10 protein-coding genes, 2 tRNA genes, 2 rRNA genes and 1 pseudogene are annotated in these 18,993 nt (G+C 44.3%); 7 read left to right on the top strand and 8 right to left on the bottom strand.

Annotation, left to right across the window (positions count from 1 at the left end; all coding sequences use genetic code 11):
- Positions 1–47 precede the first annotated feature (47 nt).
- The 4 genes from PATL_RS00180 to rrf all read left to right on the top strand — a co-directional run bounded on the left by PATL_RS00180 (position 48) and on the right by rrf (position 3,760).
- Positions 48–123 (top strand) — tRNA-Ala (locus PATL_RS00180).
- A gap of 18 nt (positions 124–141) precedes the next feature.
- Positions 142–218, top strand: a tRNA-Ile gene (locus tag PATL_RS00185).
- Between the two features lie 379 nt (positions 219–597).
- Positions 598–3,482: ribosomal RNA gene (locus PATL_RS00190) — 23S ribosomal RNA — on the top strand.
- 162 nt (positions 3,483–3,644) lie between these two features.
- Positions 3,645–3,760 (top strand): 5S ribosomal RNA (rrf, locus tag PATL_RS00195).
- A gap of 624 nt (positions 3,761–4,384) precedes the next feature.
- On the opposite strand, the pseudogene PATL_RS00200 reads toward rrf, so the two are convergent.
- From PATL_RS00200 to imuA, 3 genes and pseudogenes are all read right to left on the bottom strand, one after another.
- Positions 4,385–7,476, bottom strand: a pseudogene (locus PATL_RS00200) (error-prone DNA polymerase).
- A 2-nt stretch (positions 7,477–7,478) separates the two neighbouring features.
- Positions 7,479–8,933, bottom strand: a complete 1,455-nt coding sequence (locus PATL_RS00205) for a Y-family DNA polymerase (RefSeq protein ID WP_011572981.1) — start codon at positions 8,931–8,933, stop codon at positions 7,479–7,481.
- A gap of 9 nt (positions 8,934–8,942) precedes the next feature.
- Positions 8,943–9,632 (bottom strand): translesion DNA synthesis-associated protein ImuA, encoded by a 690-nt coding sequence (imuA, locus tag PATL_RS00210; RefSeq protein WP_011572982.1) that lies wholly within the window; start codon positions 9,630–9,632, stop codon positions 8,943–8,945.
- A 185-nt stretch (positions 9,633–9,817) separates the two neighbouring features.
- Between imuA and PATL_RS00215 the strand changes: the two genes are divergently transcribed.
- Positions 9,818–10,279, top strand: a complete 462-nt coding sequence (locus tag PATL_RS00215) for an EVE domain-containing protein (protein WP_041713099.1) — start codon at positions 9,818–9,820, stop codon at positions 10,277–10,279.
- 17 nt (positions 10,280–10,296) lie between these two features.
- Here PATL_RS00215 and PATL_RS00220 read toward each other — a convergent pair whose 3' ends face one another.
- The 4 genes from PATL_RS00220 to PATL_RS00235 form a co-directional block, all read right to left on the bottom strand.
- Positions 10,297–11,190, bottom strand: a complete 894-nt coding sequence (locus PATL_RS00220) for a hypothetical protein (RefSeq protein ID WP_232283272.1) — start codon at positions 11,188–11,190, stop codon at positions 10,297–10,299.
- Complete coding sequence (locus PATL_RS00225; RefSeq protein WP_011572985.1) at positions 11,191–11,892, bottom strand: hypothetical protein; 702 nt, start codon at positions 11,890–11,892, stop codon at positions 11,191–11,193.
- A 243-nt stretch (positions 11,893–12,135) separates the two neighbouring features.
- Positions 12,136–13,905 carry a DUF885 domain-containing protein gene (locus tag PATL_RS00230; RefSeq protein ID WP_011572986.1) on the bottom strand — a complete coding sequence of 590 codons (1,770 nt, stop codon included), beginning with the start codon at positions 13,903–13,905 and terminating at the stop codon, positions 12,136–12,138.
- A gap of 47 nt (positions 13,906–13,952) precedes the next feature.
- On the bottom strand, positions 13,953–14,276 hold the full coding sequence (locus PATL_RS00235; RefSeq protein ID WP_011572987.1) for a DUF1820 family protein: 324 nt from the start codon (positions 14,274–14,276) through the stop codon (positions 13,953–13,955).
- A gap of 299 nt (positions 14,277–14,575) precedes the next feature.
- Between PATL_RS00235 and PATL_RS00240 the strand changes: the two genes are divergently transcribed.
- Together PATL_RS00240 and PATL_RS00245 are read left to right on the top strand one after the other, a co-directional pair.
- The gene (locus tag PATL_RS00240; protein WP_011572988.1) at positions 14,576–16,234 is read left to right on the top strand and encodes a M28 family metallopeptidase; all 1,659 of its coding nucleotides are present in this window, start codon (positions 14,576–14,578) and stop codon (positions 16,232–16,234) included.
- Positions 16,235–16,404: 170 nt separating this feature from the next.
- Positions 16,405–18,261 carry a DUF885 domain-containing protein gene (locus PATL_RS00245; protein WP_011572989.1) on the top strand — a complete coding sequence of 619 codons (1,857 nt, stop codon included), beginning with the start codon at positions 16,405–16,407 and terminating at the stop codon, positions 18,259–18,261.
- A gap of 81 nt (positions 18,262–18,342) precedes the next feature.
- Here PATL_RS00245 and slmA read toward each other — a convergent pair whose 3' ends face one another.
- The gene (slmA, locus tag PATL_RS00250) at positions 18,343–18,936 is read right to left on the bottom strand and encodes a nucleoid occlusion factor SlmA (protein ID WP_011572990.1); all 594 of its coding nucleotides are present in this window, start codon (positions 18,934–18,936) and stop codon (positions 18,343–18,345) included.
- Between the last annotated feature and the right edge of the window lie 57 nt (positions 18,937–18,993).

Genomic DNA, 18,993 nt, shown 5'->3' on the forward strand with positions numbered 1-18,993 from the left:
AAAGAAGAACCGAGAGACTCTTTAAAAAGACTGATGTCGATTTAAGAGGGGCTATAGCTCAGCTGGGAGAGCGCCTGCCTTGCACGCAGGAGGTCAGCAGTTCGATCCTGCTTAGCTCCACCAAATTGCTTGCGCAATAATAGGCTTGTAGCTCAGCTGGTTAGAGCGCACCCCTGATAAGGGTGAGGTCGGCAGTTCAAGTCTGCCCAAGCCTACCAAATCTTTCCTACTCTGCGTTATGTAATTCGTCGTTTAGCAGGCTAAACGTCCTCACTACATGCCTTGATTAGAAAAGATTGCAGCGGCATAGGAGACTCGGTTTTAGTAGAAAAGATTAGCCTTAATCAATGTGTACTGATTCAGTATTTATTGATTAGGGTTTTTTAAACCCTACGTGAATGCGTGCAAACGCAAACACATGTTCTTTAACAATATGGAAAGCTGATAAAAGTAATCAAAACTAAGAGAACTCTTTAAGAGCTTACTCTATCTGATTTGAAAATGAATACTTGTCACGCATGCAGAGTAGATATACTGATAACTTCGGTTATGAGTAACGTCTATACGTCAAATATTAAAGGTTATTTGGGGTTGTATGGTTAAGTGACTAAGCGTATACGGTGGATGCCTAGGCAGTTAGAGGCGATGAAGGACGTGTAAGTCTGCGAAAAGTTGTGGGGAGCCGACAAAATGCTTTGATCCACAAATGTCCGAATGGGGAAACCCACCGCTTCGGCGGTATCATACAGTGAATACATAGCTGTATGAGGCAAACGAGGGGAACTGAAACATCTAAGTACCCTTAGGAAAAGAAATCAACCGAGATTCCCCTAGTAGCGGCGAGCGAACGGGGATTAGCCCTTAAGCTAATGATAAGCGAGTGGAAGGTGTTGGAAAGCACAGCGATACAAGGTGATAGCCCTGTACACGAACGCGAATTTTAAGTGAAATCGAGTAGGTCGGGACACGTGTTATCTTGACTGAACATGGGGGGACCATCCTCCAAGGCTAAATACTCCTAACTGACCGATAGTGAACTAGTACCGTGAGGGAAAGGCGAAAAGAACCCCTGTGAGGGGAGTGAAATAGAACCTGAAACCGTATACGTACAAGCAGTGGGAGCAGACTTGTTCTGTGACTGCGTACCTTTTGTATAATGGGTCAGCGACTTATATTTTGTAGCAAGGTTAACCGAATAGGGGAGCCGTAGCGAAAGCGAGTGTTAACTGCGCGTTTTAGTTGCAAGGTATAGACCCGAAACCCGGTGATCTAGCCATGGGCAGGTTGAAGGTTGAGTAACATCAACTGGAGGACCGAACCGACTAACGTTGAAAAGTTAGCGGATGACTTGTGGCTGGGGGTGAAAGGCCAATCAAACCGGGAGATAGCTGGTTCTCCCCGAAAGCTATTTAGGTAGCGCCTCGGACGAATACCACTGGGGGTAGAGCACTGTTAAGGCTAGGGGGTCATCCCGACTTACCAACCCTTTGCAAACTCCGAATACCAGTGAGTACTATCCGGGAGACACACGGCGGGTGCTAACGTCCGTCGTGAAGAGGGAAACAACCCAGACCGCCAGCTAAGGTCCCAAAATTATTGCTAAGTGGGAAACGATGTGGGAAGGCTAAGACAGCTAGGAGGTTGGCTTAGAAGCAGCCACCCTTTAAAGAAAGCGTAATAGCTCACTAGTCGAGTCGGCCTGCGCGGAAGATGTAACGGGGCTAAGCAATATACCGAAGCTGCGGACGCAAAGTTTACTTTGCGTGGTAGGGGAGCGTTGTGTAAGTGGCTGAAGGTGAACTGAGAGGTTTGCTGGACATATCACAAGTGCGAATGCTGACATGAGTAACGATAATGCGGGTGAAAAACCCGCACGCCGGAAGACCAAGGTTTCCTGTCCCATGCTAATCAGGGCAGGGTAAGTCGGCCCCTAAGGCGAGGCAGAAATGCGTAGTCGATGGGAAACGGATTAATATTTCCGTACTTGGTATATCAGTGATGGGGGGACGGAGAAGGTTATGCAAGCATAGCGTTGGTTGTCTATGTGAAAGTGTGTAGGGTTGAATCTTAGGTAAATCCGGGATTCTACATGCCTGAGACACGAGACGAGATTCTACGGAATTGAAGTTGCAAATACCCTGCTTCCAGGAAAAGCCTCTAAACTTATGATATATCGAACCGTACCCCAAACCGACACAGGTGGTCAGGTAGAGAATACTAAGGCGCTTGAGAGAACTCGGGTGAAGGAACTCGGCAAAATCGTACCGTAACTTCGGGAGAAGGTACGCCCCTGTTTGTGATGAGACTTGCTCTTTGAGCGAATGGGGGCCGCAGTGAAAAGGTGGCTGGGACTGTTTATTAAAAACACAGCACTGTGCTAAATCGAAAGATGACGTATACGGTGTGACACCTGCCCGGTGCCGGAAGGTTAATTGATGGGGTTAGCGCAAGCGAAGCTCTTGATCGAAGCCCCGGTAAACGGCGGCCGTAACTATAACGGTCCTAAGGTAGCGAAATTCCTTGTCGGGTAAGTTCCGACCTGCACGAATGGTGTAACCATGGCCACGCTGTCTCCACCCGAGACTCAGTGAAATTGAAATCGCAGTGAAGATGCTGTGTACCCGCACCTAGACGGAAAGACCCCGTGAACCTTTACTATAGCTTGGCACTGAACATTGACCCTACATGTGTAGGATAGGTGGGAGACTTTGAAGCGTGAACGCCAGTTTGCGTGGAGTCAACCTTGAAATACCACCCTTGTACGTTTGATGTTCTAACGTTGTTCCCTTATCGGGAATGCGGACAGTGCCTGGTGGGTAGTTTGACTGGGGCGGTCTCCTCCCAAAGAGTAACGGAGGAGCACGAAGGTTGGCTAATCCTGGTCGGACATCAGGAGGTTAGTGCAATGGCATAAGCCAGCTTAACTGCGAGACAGACACGTCGAGCAGGTACGAAAGTAGGTCATAGTGATCCGGTGGTTCTGTATGGAAGGGCCATCGCTCAACGGATAAAAGGTACTCCGGGGATAACAGGCTGATACCGCCCAAGAGTTCATATCGACGGCGGTGTTTGGCACCTCGATGTCGGCTCATCACATCCTGGGGCTGAAGTCGGTCCCAAGGGTATGGCTGTTCGCCATTTAAAGTGGTACGCGAGCTGGGTTTAGAACGTCGTGAGACAGTTCGGTCCCTATCTGGTGTGGGCGTTGGATGATTGAGGGGAGCTGCTCCTAGTACGAGAGGACCGGAGTGGACGAACCGCTGGTGTTCGGGTTGTTTTGCCAAAAGCATTGCCCGGTAGCTACGTTCGGAATCGATAACCGCTGAAAGCATCTAAGCGGGAAGCGAGCCCCAAGATGAGTCATCCCTGGCAGTTTAACTGTCCTAAAGGGTTGTTGAAGACTACGACGTTGATAGGCAGGATGTGGAAGCGTTGCAAGGCGTTAAGCTAACCTGTACTAATTGCCCGTGAGGCTTAACCATACAACGCCCAAATGACTTTGGATGTTGTTTGTATGACAAGTATTAAAATCAAGAGTAAGACTAAAGAGATTTAGCGATGATTACAGCCAGACCTGCAAGGGAACGGCATCAGCTTTTACATATTGATTTATTAAGCTGCGGCTTGATAGATAACAGTTTATGTCTGGCGGCCATAGCGATGCGGCCCCACCTGATCCCATCTCGAACTCAGAAGTGAAACGCATTAGCGGCGATGGTAGTATGGGGTTTCCCCATGCGAGAGTAGCACACCGCCAGACTCCCATTACACGAAAAGCCCTGAACAAAAAACGGTCAGGGCTTTTTCGTATATGCGTTTCGCGCAAAGCGAATCAGCAATAAACCTCCAGGGAAGTATCAAATACGGTATAGACACGTCCATGATGAAGCATTCCCCGCGACAAAGTGGCAGCCACGCCCTCCATGGCGTGTCGTGCGGCTGGACGTTGCTGTGCAACTAAAGATACCAGCCTTACCCAGACTCCCAATAAAGAAATGACTATCCTCAATCGCGCGCCGACCGAGGTAGCCCTTTTTTGCATGTTTAAGAAATATTATTGCAAGGGAAATGCAAACACAAACGGATAGCCCTTTCCCTTAAGCGCTGTCGCGCAAAACTACCCACACACAAAGAAACCAAATCCCTCGAATGTGATGCGGGGCATCCCATGCAATAGTTAAGCACATACTAAGCTACTCGTTGCCACCCATCCATGGGGCTACCTCCAGTGCAGCATCCATGCTGCCCGTTCAAGCGGCAGGAACTACGCTCCTAAAAGCCCCGCTTTTACCCCCATGCGCGGCATCCGATGCGACGGTTGCGTTGCAATAGCGCTGTTAGGGGGTAGTGGTTTAAAACCATGCGTGTTTTTAGCGGATCAATACTAATGAAAATCTCTTGAGTGGATGGCTAGTTCGTCTACTAAATGGCTTAGGTCTTCTAGTCTTCCGGCGATGATATGAGTTACGCCGCCATCTCCTCTTTCTAATATACCGATGACTTTGAGTATTTGAGCTTTTAAGTAGGCTTGCTTTTGGGCGCGGGCGGTTGCCTGCCATACGATCACGTTGCTATTGCCTGTATCATCTTCAAGAGTGATGAAGGTAACACCCGATGCTGTGCCTGGGCTTTGCCTTCCTTTTACTAAGCCAACGACCTTGACCACAGATTTATGTGCGATGGTGTCTAGTTGAGCCGCCGGCGTATAATGGCCCAATAATCGGGCGTGATTGAGTAAACGTACTGGGTGAGAGTCTAAGCTTAGCCCTGTAGTTCGGTAATCTTCTAACAGGGCGTTAAGGTCACTAGGCCGCTCAGGGTTAAATGCATTATCCATAGTCAGTTGTTTAAACAGCGGTAATTCACTTTCTGAATCCATAAGTAACCATTTGGCTGTGTAGCGGTTATCGCTAATACTGCTAAATGCATTGGCACTAGCCAATGTTTCTAAGGATGTTTTAGTTAAGCCTGATTCTTTAAGTTGAGCTAATGCACTAAAGCCTTTATTTGGACGCAAATTCACAAAGCTTTCCATTTCCTTTCTGGATAAGCCTTTAATTAGTCGATAACCTAAACGTAGGGCAAGGTTTCCTTTAGTCTGCTCTAGGATGTGGTCATAGTCAGATGCATTAATGCATACAGGTAGCACTTTAATACGATGGCGCTTAGCGTCTTGTATAAGTTGATCTGGGGTATAGAAACCCATGGGCCAACTATTGAGTAGGCCACAATAAAAGCTTTCTGGATAATAGTATTTCAACCAAGAAGACACATAAGCCAATACGGAAAAAGAGGCTGAATGTGATTCGGGGAAACCATATTCACCAAAGCCGCAAATCTGTTTATATAACTGTTCGGCAAATTGACTTTTATAACCTCTAGCAAGCATGCCTTTAATCAGCTTGTGCTTAAACTTAATTAATTCACCGGTTTTCTTCCAACTGGCCATTGCTCTACGAAGCTGGTCTGCCTCGCCTCCACTAAAGCCAGCAGCGACCATCGCTATCTTAATGACCTGTTCTTGGAAGATAGGAACGCCCATAGTGCGTGACAGTACAGACTCTACTTCTTTAGACGGATAATCAACGGGTTCAAGACCGTCGCGCCGTCTAAGGAAGGGATGGACCATATCGCCCTGAATAGGCCCAGGTCTAACAATGGCAATCTGAATCACAAGATCATAGAAACACTTAGGGCGTAGACGAGGTAGCATGGTCATCTGGGCTCGGGACTCTATCTGAAATACACCTACTGTATCGGCGCGCTGTATCATAGCGTAAACATCAGGGTCGCTAGGCAGTCGGGTGATATCGGCAATTGAAATGGTTTTACCCTGATGTTTCTCAATTAAATCAAAACTCTTGCGAATAGCAGTCAACATGCCGAGAGCGAGTACATCGACCTTGAGTAGCCCTAAGTTCTCTAAATCGTCTTTGTCCCACTGAATAACACTACGATCGGGCATCGAGGCATTTTCAATAGGAACAAGTTGATATAAAGGGGTAGCTGATATGACGAACCCGCCTACATGTTGAGACAAGTGACGAGGGAAGCCTTTTATCTCATTAACGAGCTTAATGAAGTGTTTACCTTTGCCTGAGCTCGGGTCCAAACCCAGTTCTGATATTTGTGCTTGCCAGTTAAGCCCTTTGTCACGTCGGTTAATATTTTTAATAAAAAAATCCAACTGTGATTCGTGAATACCCAGCGCTTTTCCCACGTCTCGAATCGCACTTTTTTGCCGATATGAGATCACGGTTGCTGCGATAGCTGTTCGTTCGCGACCATATTTTTTATAAATATACTGAATGATCTCTTCACGTCTTTCGTGCTCAAAATCAACATCAATATCTGGTGGTTCGTTGCGCTCTTTTGAGATAAATCGCTCGAATAAAACTGATATTTGTCTTGGATCAACAGCGGTAATTTCTAAGCAATAGCAGACCACAGAATTCGCTGCAGAGCCTCGACCTTGATATAAAATATGCTGGGATTTTGCATATTGCACGATGTCTGAAATAGTTAAAAAAAAGAACTCGTATTTAAGTTCCTCGATCAGCTTTAACTCTTTTGCAATGATGCGTTTTATTGCGAAATTTACTCCTTCAGGGAATCGTAAAGACATACCTTGCTTAACCAACTTACGTAAATAAAGTGTCGGTGTTGAACCCTCAGGAACGAGTTCCGCAGGGTATTGATAACTTAATTCGCTCAAATCGAAAGTACATAAATTCGCAATACTGACACTTTCGGCCAACCATAGAGCAGGATATAAGCGAGATAGATTTTGGACTGGTCTCAAGGAGCGTTCAGCGTTTTGTGGGATGTCTTGCACTGAATGTTCAATATTTTTTACTTTTCGTATTGAATTTATAACGCAGAGTAAGTCATATCGTTCAATTTCGTGCATTAATACCCCACCGCAAGCGGTAATAGGGATATTAAAGCGACTGCTTAAATGCTCGCAATGTGCTTGATGAATATGCTCTTCAGCAAGTAAATGTCGTTGATATCCTATCCATAAACGAGCGTCATAATGATTGGTTAGCCATGTTGCCCAATACTCATTTTGCTCGGGGTTGCCACTTGGGATCCAAATAGCCAAGCAATGCTTGGTCGTTCTAAGATCCCATAAATCGAGCTTATACTCCCCCTTATCTGCACGGCGTCGCGCATTGGTAATAATGCGGCACAGCTCGGCGTATGCATTATGGTTAGGGCATAATAGAATAAGTTGAAGTTCAGCATTGTAGTAGAACATGCTACCGACAATTAACTTAATGGATAAGCCTTTTTTTTTATTTCGGAGTGAGCGCGTACTATCCCTGCTACACTACATTCATCAGTGATAGCAAGTGCTTGGTAACCTAGAAATTCTGCTTGGTTAATGAGTTCACTTGGATGCGATGCGGCTTGTAAAAAACTGAAATTACTCTGACAAAATAACTCAGCATATTGATCCTTTCTGAATGCCATAATTAACTAAAAATGCCTTGCAAGAACCACGTGTTTTCTGGTGTTTTGAACACCCAAAACCATTGCCCCTCTTTACTCACCGCAATGAAGTAATCTCGTAGCACAGGTTGTTGGTCCCACCAACCTGTGCTAATGCGTTCAGGTCCATGCACGATTGAAACGTGTTGAGTAAGCAAACTAGGTTCAGCTAACAAAAAACTTGGTCTTAGCGGAGAGCGGTAAATTGGGTTTCGCTCATTCACTGTTAATACGGAACAATATTGGGATGCTCGCTCAGGTCGATAGTCGTTAATGGTTTGCGGGCTAAAAAGTACATCATCGCCAAGCTTAGCTTGTAATGCTGATATAAGTTGTAAGCGGGATACAACCCCTTGTTTCCCAAGGAACAAATCTTGTTTATCAGGATGACGAACAAAAGTTTTACCCGTGGAAAGTTGCAGTGCGATAATTGGAGCATTCAGCAGCACATTTTCGAGTTTTAATGCGAGCAACCCCAACCAGTCTTTGGCACGATATTCTCCTTGCTGCGCCCTTACCGTAAATTCGATTTTGCTTTTATCTCGCTGATATAAAATTATGCGCAGCTCTTGGGTTAACTCGTCTCTTAGCAGCAAAAAATTCTCTAAGTTTGAAAGCAATTTTTGTATGGGTTTGAGAAGTAAATCGGTGCGCTCTATTTCATACAGCAGTTCAATGTATTGCTTGAAGTTTGCTTGGGGATGAAAAAAAATTACCGGATGTTTGAAATCGCCTCTTAGCTGCCCTAAGTAAGTAATCATTTGAGTATCGAAGCGTTTGTGTAAATCACTAAACGGAATGATGAGAAGTTGCTCAACAGTTTTTACGCCAATGCTGTTAAGCTTAGTTACATCCTTTGAAGAAAGTTCAGTAAGGCTTAAATCGACTTTTTTTAAGGCGTGCTGTATGGCCGCGGGTTCATCCGTGATTTGGTTCCATCCTTTGACGGCGAGTAATTTGGCCGCTAAAGGTGAATGGCCTGTGGCGTATGAGAAACTTACGTTCAATGGTACAAGCTGGCTTTTAATCATGCTCCACAGTTCGTTTAAACTCGAATACAAACGCAGCATATTGTGCACTCGAAGTAACAACCCTTGCTCACTGAAAAAGCAAATATCTGAAACAACCATGTATAAGCGTTGCGCAATTATACTCAGCTGCTGTTTTTCGATTTCCGGGTTAAACGGCATAACCTGCAAGCCACCATGTAAAGCCGCAGCTGTGCCTAAGCTCATGAAGGGTTGAATGCCTGCTTGCCTGGCGCATTTATTAAGCTGCACGATACCATGAGCTGTATCGAGTATTACAATAGGGATCGACGATATACTCTTATGATTGCCTGTGTCGTCAATGTATCCTTTGCTCTCGGCACCCTCATGCACGTGATAAGAGTCGAGCTGCAAATTTGGGAAATGTAGGTAGAGCCATAGAGGTTGCATGGTGGCTAATTAGCCGGTAAGGCTATGTAAGCCAGTGAGAGGAAGAACATTATTTGCTGGTATAGGTCGCGTTAATGATGGCCACATCTTGCTCATATTGACGGTGAAGGGCTGGCTATGACAACCGCCTTTGCGTTTTAAAATGGTTACCTCGATACCCTGAGAAGATGAGGATAACTGCATTGCTAAAGCCACCGGCAATGAAAATACCTGTTTTTGTTGCTGGCGTAGCACAATATTTAATGCCCCGCCTGCCTCTGCCGCGAATTGTAGTCGCTTTGCTTGGTGTACTTCTAGGCCATGATGCCACAACAATACTCCATCACAGCAGCCACTTTTTAAGCATTGCTCAGTTGACCATAAAGCATCCTTTGCATTCTTGGGTTCAATAATCAGAATACGCGATAACTCAAAGCCCATTTTCGCCAGCATGGGTGCATTCAACCGAGCGGGTGCACCAATAAAGACTAAAAGTTTGTCGCTGTTTTGTTGGCGCAATACGAAGCTAGGCAAGAGTAAGCGCAATTCACCAATGCCAGTTGGGCTACTAATATCAACTACACCTTGCTCAGGCAAACCACCTTCTAGGTGAGCATCGAGAGCATCAAAACCGCTGGGCAAAACCTTATGAGCACCACTTGCTTGGCTGGCTCGCCAAACTAGACGCTTGTTTTTGAGCTGATTGATTGTTGAGTTCATACATCACCATGGGTTGTATATTTTTACTGTATATTCATACAGTATATAAAACATAACATGATTAGCAAGTTTTAGGTGCAGGGCACTTTTGTCAAACTATGGATCTGATTGATTCCACGCAGGTTTATTGTTGGCATAATTACTTTTTGATTGATAAGTTGTCTTTTTAAGAGATGAGAACCCAAATGCAATATTGGTTATTTAAAACAGAACCTGATGCCTTTAGCATCGATGACTTAGCTGCAAAACCTGAGCAGACGGAGCACTGGGATGGTATCCGCAATTACCAAGCGCGTAATTTTTTGCGTGACCAAGTAAAGCAGGGCGATAAGGTCTTTATTTATCATTCTAGCTGTAAAGACGTTGGCATCGCGGGGCTTGCAGAAGTCGTCAAAGAAGCCTACCCAGATCACACACAGTTTGACCCTGAAAGCCATTACTATGACCCTAAATCAAGCCCTGACAATCCCAGATGGGTGATGGTCGATGTGAGGTTTGTCGAGAAATTTCCCGCTATTTTGTCGCTTAAAAAAATAAAAAGCATGCCCGAGATAAACGAAATCGGCTTAATCAAAAAAGGCTATCGATTGTCTATCATGCCAGTGAATGAGCATGAGTTTTCAGCGTTGTTGGCCGCCTCGAGGTAAGAGCGTATCTTTTTACTTTAGCACTGCTCAGGCGAGGAGGGGGTATCTTGTTGAACTGGTGTTTTTGTTGGGAATGCGATATACCATGAATGTAAATCTTGAACCACTTGAAAGCCACACTTATTATCTACAACGCTTCCTCGTACAACTTTAGAGCTGTCGTTTCTCAATATAGTAAAAGTGTTTTGTGGCTCATTCAGACCGGTGTAACGCCCAGTTAAGTCACTCTGAAGGATATGGATTGCGGTGTTTAACTGCCTTGCCATCATTTGTTTAACGTCATCATTATTTTCGTCTACGAATAAAGCGTGCTCATCTTCTGAAAGAATTGGGCTGAAAACCTGGATCATATTTTGATAACGAAGATTTTTTGTACGTCCTTTTTCGTCTGGCAACCAAGCAATAAGTTTTAAAATAACTTGATTCATTTTCTCATTTGAGAAAAAAATGGGTTTCAATCTAAGAGTCTCGTTATCGATGTCGTTATTTTTGACAAACAAAGAATCAGTTCTATCAAGCAAACTAAAAATAGAAACACCATTTATCAAATTAATCAGAGGTGAAATTTTATTGTCGGCTCGCTCTTGCTCTTCGGCTAACTTAGCGTTGCGAGATGAATTAATAAAGGCAGCATGAGCGCCAATTTGGGCAAACATTCCTACTAATCCAGCACCGCCTTGATAAAGTATTGGAGATGAACTGGTTGAATCATCGCGGTTGTGTATGCCTCTTAAATCAATTCCTTCGTTTTGAGCAAAGCTAAAGGCTAGTGTATTTTCACCATGAAATGCCTTACCCATCGTATTAATGTGTTTAGCATAGTCATCTCTATTGGGCGTACTATTACACCCAACAATGAGAAAGAAGACTGATAAAAATAAGAAGCGCATTAAGGTATTAATACTCGCCAATTAGATAGCGTTGCGAATTCTACTTTTTATATTTTCTACTGCTTGGTAATAGGAAGTAGTGACGCTCGGAAATGTTGTTGGCTCATCCCATTCACCTTCTGGCTGAACTTTTTCATCTAACTCTAAATATTGGATGTATGCATTAGAATTAAGATCAACAGCATAAAGCAACCCAGCTATATAACCTTGTGGATCTCCGTTAGGCACATAACTGCTAAAGCTTCTATAAGCACCGTGCCTATGAAGTTCCAAAACAACCAAAATATCTACGTCTAAAGACTCCTTAAGTGATCTGAAATCCTTTTTTGCAAATCCTAATTCACCTTTGAATTTACTTAACTTTGAGATAGGGTTTGCAAGCGTTAGTTCTTTGATGTTTGACGTTCTTATCGAATATTCTTCTAAAACGAGGGTGCGAATATTGTCTAGTTCTTGTTGATCAATGGCTCCCTCTAGATGCGTATCTAATTTACTTGTCAGTGAAGACGCAACGCCGTAACAAAGCAGGCAACTAGCACCGTAAATATGGGTCGTCGCTTTTTCCTCGGGCATTATATATACGTAACCTACTTTAGTTTCAGGCTTGGTAAAAACATTGCTTTCTATTTTTACTAGAGGCTGGGGCGTGCTCCCACAAGCAGTAAGAGTTAAAGTGATAATGGCGATGAAAAGGCATATTACGGAATGACGAAAATTAAGCATGGTTAGTCCCTTAGCAATTTTTATTATTATTATTTTTCACCTAACTTTACGCTCGCGTAAAACAAGTTGGTGTTTGGTGACTTTTATTTAGAATTTGAACAATAAGGCAGAGATATTTAACGCAGTGTTAATTTAATTACCCGATTCTTCGAAATGAGTGTAAATGGATAGTATCCAATTAGCTACAATTTTTATTGAGAGTGTAAAAAGAGAAAGGCATATTTTCACATATGCCAACAAACATCACTTATGTTTGGAGTTTACTTCAATAAACATATCTATATTCTGTTCTAAAATCGACAAGGGCACTGAGCCGTAGGCGAGCACTGCATCGTGAAAGGCGCGTAAGTCGAACTTGTCGCCCAATGCGTCTTCGGCTTTTTTACGTAGGCGTTTAATGGTTAATTCACCAATTTTGTAGGATAAAGCCTGGGCTGGCCATGATATGTAGCGGTCCACTTCTGTGGTGACATTATGTTCAGATAAAGCAGTGTTTTCCAGCATGTAGTCAATGGCTTGTTGGCGCGACCAACCCTGCATATGCATACCCGTATCGACCACTAAACGACACGCGCGCCACATTTCATAGCTTAAACGGCCAAATTCTTCATAAGGTGTGGTGTAAATCCCCACTTCTTTACCCAAGAATTCAGAATATAAACCCCAGCCCTCACCAAACGCTGAAATATAGGTGTAACGGCGAACAGGAGGTAAGTCTTGCATTTCACTTGCCAGCGATATTTGCAAATGATGACCAGGTACTGCTTCGTGCAAGGTAAGCGCGGGCAGGGCATACAAAGGGCGCTTATCCAGCGCATAAGTGTTCACCCAATAGTAACCCGGCTGGTCGTCTCTTGTTGGGGCGATATAACGCCCAGTGGTATATTTAGGGGCGATATTATCAGGCACCGGCGCCACACCGTAAGGCACGCGGGGCAAAGTGTAAAATAACTGAGGGAGCGTGGCATCAATGCGTTTGGCTATATATGAAGCACGCATTAAAAGCTCGTCTGCACTGGTGGCATAAAACTCGGGGGAGGTGCGTAAGTACCGAATAAACTGATTAATATCACCTTCAAAGTTAAGGGTGTCTAATACGCTCTGCATTTCACTGCGAATGCGTTTTACCTCTTGCAAACCGGTTTGATGAATATCGGCTACATCTAGATTGGTACTGGTGTAGTAATCGCTACGATTTTGATAAAACGCGGCGCCGTTTTGCCATGTGTTGGCGGCAATATCTTGTTTTGCGTTAGGGATGTATTCATTCACTAAGAAGTCATAAAAGCTCTGATAGGCAGGCCACACACTCTGGTTAATGGCGGTTTCACCTTGCGTGTATAAGCTAGCCTGAACGGCTGAACTAAAACTTGATTCGGCAAGGCGTTTAAACGGGGCAAAAAATTGACTGTCGTGTAGGTCTTCGGTAATGAATTTTTTAATAGTGTCGTCAAACCCAACAAGCACCGATTTTGGCTGCACGCGGCCAGTTTCAATACCTTTTTTCATCCAAGCAATTTGTTGGGCGAAATAGCGAGGAAATTGGTTTAAGCGAGCTAGGTAGTTTTGATAATCTTGCTGAGTTTTAAACGGGGCTGAGGCTGGTAAAAATGCCAACGAGCTGTAAAAACCCGACTCTGACGTAATCGGCATGTAATGGGCGTTGAAGCGATATAAGTCAATGTCGTTTTGCAGCTCGCGCATCTGCATCAATTTGTTGATCTTTTGCTGATGGTTTAAGCCGCTATCGTCCACGCCCTTTAAGCGAGCTAAAAACTGCTGGTTTCGCTGTTCATGGGTCTGTAAAGCCTCGGGGGAGAGATCTTTCAGTTTGTCGTTGTAGCGGTTGTTTCGATAACGGGTGGCCTTTATTGGGTCAACTGACAACTGGTACTGCCAAATTTGCTCTAGCAAAGCACTTAATTTACGTGACTGTGAAGGCTCGCTTGCTCCGAAGGCTTGAAAGCAAAAACTCAACATTACTGCCGCTAGCATCAAACTGCGCTTGTACATAAAGATCCCTCGTTGTCATTTCGATTATTATTTCGCGTTCAAGGTATTTACTTTTTCGGAGTATAAATTGGGCTTGGGAAAGCCGTTACCTTATCAGATAGCTCGCTGATTTTAGCCGTACCTTGTTTTTTTACCTCATCGATGCGTAAAACATTGTGCATTGGTATGTACGTGGTGGTGACATCAGCGAACTCATCTTTGAGTTTTTCATGGCTTGGGTCAACTACCACGCTGGTGTGGTTGTCCCACACAAAATCGCCAATTTCGATAAAACCAAATAAGCTGCCCTGACACAATTCGCGCACATATAGTTCGTAGCGTACGCCATTGGCGATAAATTGAATTCTAAAGAGTGAAGTATTTTTCGACATAGTTTGGGTTATTACTGCGTAAAGTGTAGATAATTTAAAAAGTGCTGCAGTCTACCCAGTCCTTGGCTTTTCGCCAAGTACTAGAAATTACAGTGAAAACCAATATAGCCAAGAAAAGCACAAGTGGGCTGATAAAACCCGTCATTGGCCGTACTTGATTTTGTTTGCCTTAGGCTTTGCCGTACAATTTAGCGAACAACAGGATGACAGCAATTTTAGCCACAAGTCTTGCGAACACCTACTTTGCTCGTCAAGCTGTTGATAAAATAATATAAACGCACCGATAGAAAGGAACAACAATGCGCCAAATCATGTATTTAGGCATGCTTTCAGCTGGGCTTATGCTTGCTGGTTGCCAATCAGCAAATCAAAATGCAACCCAAGACGCCCCTGTCAAACAAAGTGTTCATGCTGATGCAGAACGAATTAAATCTCACTTACGTTTTTTATCTGATGACTTATTAGAAGGCCGTGATACTGGCTCTCGTGGTCATGAAATTGCTTCTTTGTACATTGCCTCAGAATTAGAAGGCTATGGCCTTAAACCTGCTGGCGATGACGGCAGTTTTCTACAACGCGCGCCTTTTCGCCAAGCATCACTTGATCAAGCTTCGCCTTCGTTCGTACTTGAAACTGCCAAAGGCAGTGTCGAATTAGCTTATCCCAAACAATACATCACCAGTGCAAGCCCAGTGAGCGAAATGGCCAGTGTCAAAGGGCAATTGGTCTTTGCAGGTTATGGGATTATTGCCCCAGAACTTGAACACGATGATTACGCTGACTTAGACGTAAAAGGCAAAGTTGTAGTGGTGCTTTCTGGTAAGCCGGCTTCTTTCCCAAGTGAAGAAGGCGCGCATTTTGGTTCAACCAATGAGAAGAAACGCCACGCTGCAGAGCACGGCGCCATTGGTTATGTGACTATTACCACGCCTACTGCTGAGAAAGTGCGACCTTATCAAAACCTTCTTAATTATATTCACACGCCGACGGTACGCTGGTTAGATCAAAACGGCCAGCCAGCCAATGTTTATCCTGCACTGAAAAACAGTGCTTATTTAAGCAAAGAAGCGGCTGAATTATTGTTTGCCAATGCGGATATGAATTTAGAGCAGATTTACCAACTACTTGAAGAAGACGAGTCACCTAAAGGTTTCTCTTTACCGGTAAGTATTGATTTCAGTAAGCGTAGCGTGCACAAGAGCATCAGTAGTCCTAATGTTGCGGCTATATTGGAAGGCTCAGACCCGACACTGAAGAATGAGTATATTGTGTATTCAGCCCACTCTGATCACATCGGGATCGCCAAAACAGTCAAGAAAGACAAGATCAACAATGGCGCCATGGACAACGCAACAGGTACTTCGGTGTTACTTGAAACCGCCCGCTTGTTCAGCCAACTGGCTGAGCGCCCTAAGCGTTCAATATTATTTGTTGCTGTCACGGCAGAAGAAAAGGGTTTACTTGGCTCAGATTACTTCGCACAAAACCCCACCGTGGCAAAAGACGCCATGGTGGCGAACGTTAATTTAGACATGCCGATTTTAACTTACGAGTTCAACGACGTCATCGCCTTTGGTGCAGATCATAGTGATTTGAAAGAGTCGGTGAGTCTTGCAGCACAAAAAATTGGTTTAACCCTAAGCCCAGATCCGTGGCCTGAGCAGGCGTTGTTTACCCGTTCTGATCACTACAGTTTTGTTAAACAGGGGGTACCGTCAGTATTTTTAGTGCCTGGTCTGCAATCAGCCGACCCAGCAGTTGATGGCAGCAAAAAATTCGGTGAATTTTTAGCAACTAATTACCACAAGCCAGGGGATGATTTTAATCAGCCCTTTAACTGGAAGGCGGCAACTAAATTCGCCGAAGTGAATTATTACATCGGTCTCACCTTGGCTAACCAAGCTAAGCGTTCTAGTTGGAATGAAGGTGACTTCTTTGGTGATACGTTTTCTAAGTAGCAGCGTGTAAGGCGCGTTATTGCGTTATTGCGTTATTCATCATGGACCAGTGAGTGCAAGCTTACTAACTTGCACTCATTTTGTTTTGTGCCGTCATGCAGTTACCTACCTTTGCAATTGCATGACTCACAGAGGCTTAAAATACATAATAAAAAAATCAGGGAGCTAACATGAAACTATCTATCATCGCCCTTTCGCTTGCGGCTGCGTCTTTGTCGTTTGCGGCATTGAACGTACAAGCCCGCCAGGATAATGAATCCACCACCCATACAGTCGACACCGCGCAAACGGAATCACAACGATTAGCCGACTTTTTTGCTAATAACTTTAAACAGCGACTGCATCGTTCACCGCAGTTTCAAAGCTATTTAGGTTACAAGTGGGATTACGATAAGTGGAACAACATCAGTGAAACATTCATTGAACAAAGCAGCGAACTCGCCAAGAAGCAGTTAAATACGTTAAAAGGTTTTGATGAAAGTCAGTTAAGCGCCGCAGAGAAAATCAGTTTAGCGCTCAATAAAGTGTCCTTAGAGCGCCAACTAGCTAATGATGAGTTTCGTCATCACACTTATATCATGGATCAGTTTAGTGCTTACCACACTATGGTCCCCAGCTTTTTGATTAATGTGCACAGAGTGACCAACACGGAAGACGCTCAAGCCTACATCAGTCGTCTGCAAGGGGTAAAAACCTTGTTTTCACAAGTCATTGACCAGCTACGTATTCGACAAAAAATAGGCGTATTTCCACCAAAATGGTCTTACGATCAGATGCTACAAGCATCAAAAAACGTGATTACCGGAGCCCCCTTTGATAGCAGCGACAGTACATCAAGCATCTGGCAGGACTTCCAAGACAAAGTCAGCAAGTTAGAGTTAACCGACAGCGAGCGTAAGACCTTACTTGATGATGCTAGCAACGCCCTTCTGACGTCGGTTCAACCTGCGTATCAAGCACTCATTCGCGAGTTGAAAGTGCAGCGAGATTTAACCCCAGAAGGTGATGGTGTATGGCGCTTGCCTGACGGCGACAAGTGGTACGAAAATCGTCTTGCATGGTTTACTACTACTGATTTAAGCGCCGATGAAGTGCACAACATTGGCTTACAAAACGTTGAGCGTATTCATCAAGATATGCGCAGCATCATGAAAAAAGTGAAGTTTGACGGCAGTTTGAATGAATTTTTCGAATTTATGCGAACTGACAAACAATTCTACTACGCCAATACGGACGAAGGGCGTGATGCTTACTTGCTTGAAGCGAAAGCGCTTATTGACACCATGCGTGACAAACTACCTGAATATTTTAGCTTAATTCCACAGGCTGAGATGGTGGTTAAACGTGTTGAGCCGTTTCGTGAAAAGTCAGCCGGCAAAGCGTTTTATCAAAGCCCTGCGAAAGATGGCTCTCGACCAGGCATATACTACGCAAACCTTTACGACATGAACGACATGCCTACCTATCAAATGGAAGCCTTGGCCTATCATGAAGGTATACCTGGGCATCATATGCAACGAGCGATCGCTCAAGAGCTTGAGGGTATTCCTGAGTTTCAAAAATACAGTTCATTTACTGCCTATACCGAAGGGTGGGGCCTGTATACTGAAGAACTAGCCAAAGATATGGGTTTTTACCAAGACCCATACTCTGACTTTGGTCGCTTGGCGATGGAGCTATGGCGTGCTTGTCGATTGGTGGTTGATACCGGTATTCACAGTAAAAAGTGGAGTCGTGAGCAAGCTATTAATTATCTCATCGAAAATACACCAAACCCGAAGAATGACTCGGTTAAAGCGATTGAGCGTTACATTGCTATGCCGGGCCAAGCGACGGCATATATGATTGGTAAGTTGAAGATCATGGAATTGCGTGCATGGTCGCAAGCAGAACTCGGTGAGCAATTCGATATTCGTGGCTTTCATGCCCAAGTGCTAAAAGATGGCCCTGTGCCACTGAATATTCTTGAACAGAAAGTCAAAGCTTGGGTAGCGGATGTGCAGCAATCTGCGAATAAAGCGGGTTAATTCATTGCAGATATAAATAAAAGTAAAAAGCCCGTTGAGTTGTGACTCAACGGGCTTTTTTATGTGCAAATTCTAACGTGGCTAGTTCAAAAAGAACTGAGTGCTAATTAACTGCCATTGGTCGTTGAAACCCTCTGTTGGGCGGCGGGTAAATTTACTGCGAATAAACAGATTAATTCGCCCATCTACATAGCAAATAAGGAAATTCGCGATTATGGCCTCTTCAGCGGGAAGTGATTTACCTTCGCGTAATTTTCTTTCTCTGAGAACTTGTTTTAACTGGGTTTCTAAACGTTCAAATAATTGGGCTATTCGGTCACGCAATCGATCTTGCTCGCCCATTAAAGCGTCACCGTTTAAGATGCGTGTGATCCCCGGGTTTTTCTCCGCAAAGCCAAGTATAAGGCGCAGAATAAGTTGGCAGCGAGTCGTGGAATCTTTTTCTTCATTAATAATTTTATTAATACGCGAAAAAAGAGTCTCTTCAATAAACTCTATTAAGCCCTCAAACATGCGGGCTTTGCTGGGAAAGTGACGGTACAGCGCGGCTTCTGACACACCAACATGAGCCGCTAATTTAGCGGTAGTGATCCGCTGGCCTGGGTTGGTTTGCAGCATACTGGCAAGTGCTTGTAATATTTGCGCACGGCGATTTATCTTTTTTGCTATTGCCATTTTCTATCCTAAAGTGACCTCTGTGTGCGTTATTACCTAACGAGTTTTATCCCTAGT

Source organism: Paraglaciecola sp. T6c (assembly GCF_000014225.1).
GTDB lineage: Bacteria > Pseudomonadota > Gammaproteobacteria > Enterobacterales > Alteromonadaceae > Paraglaciecola > Paraglaciecola atlantica_A.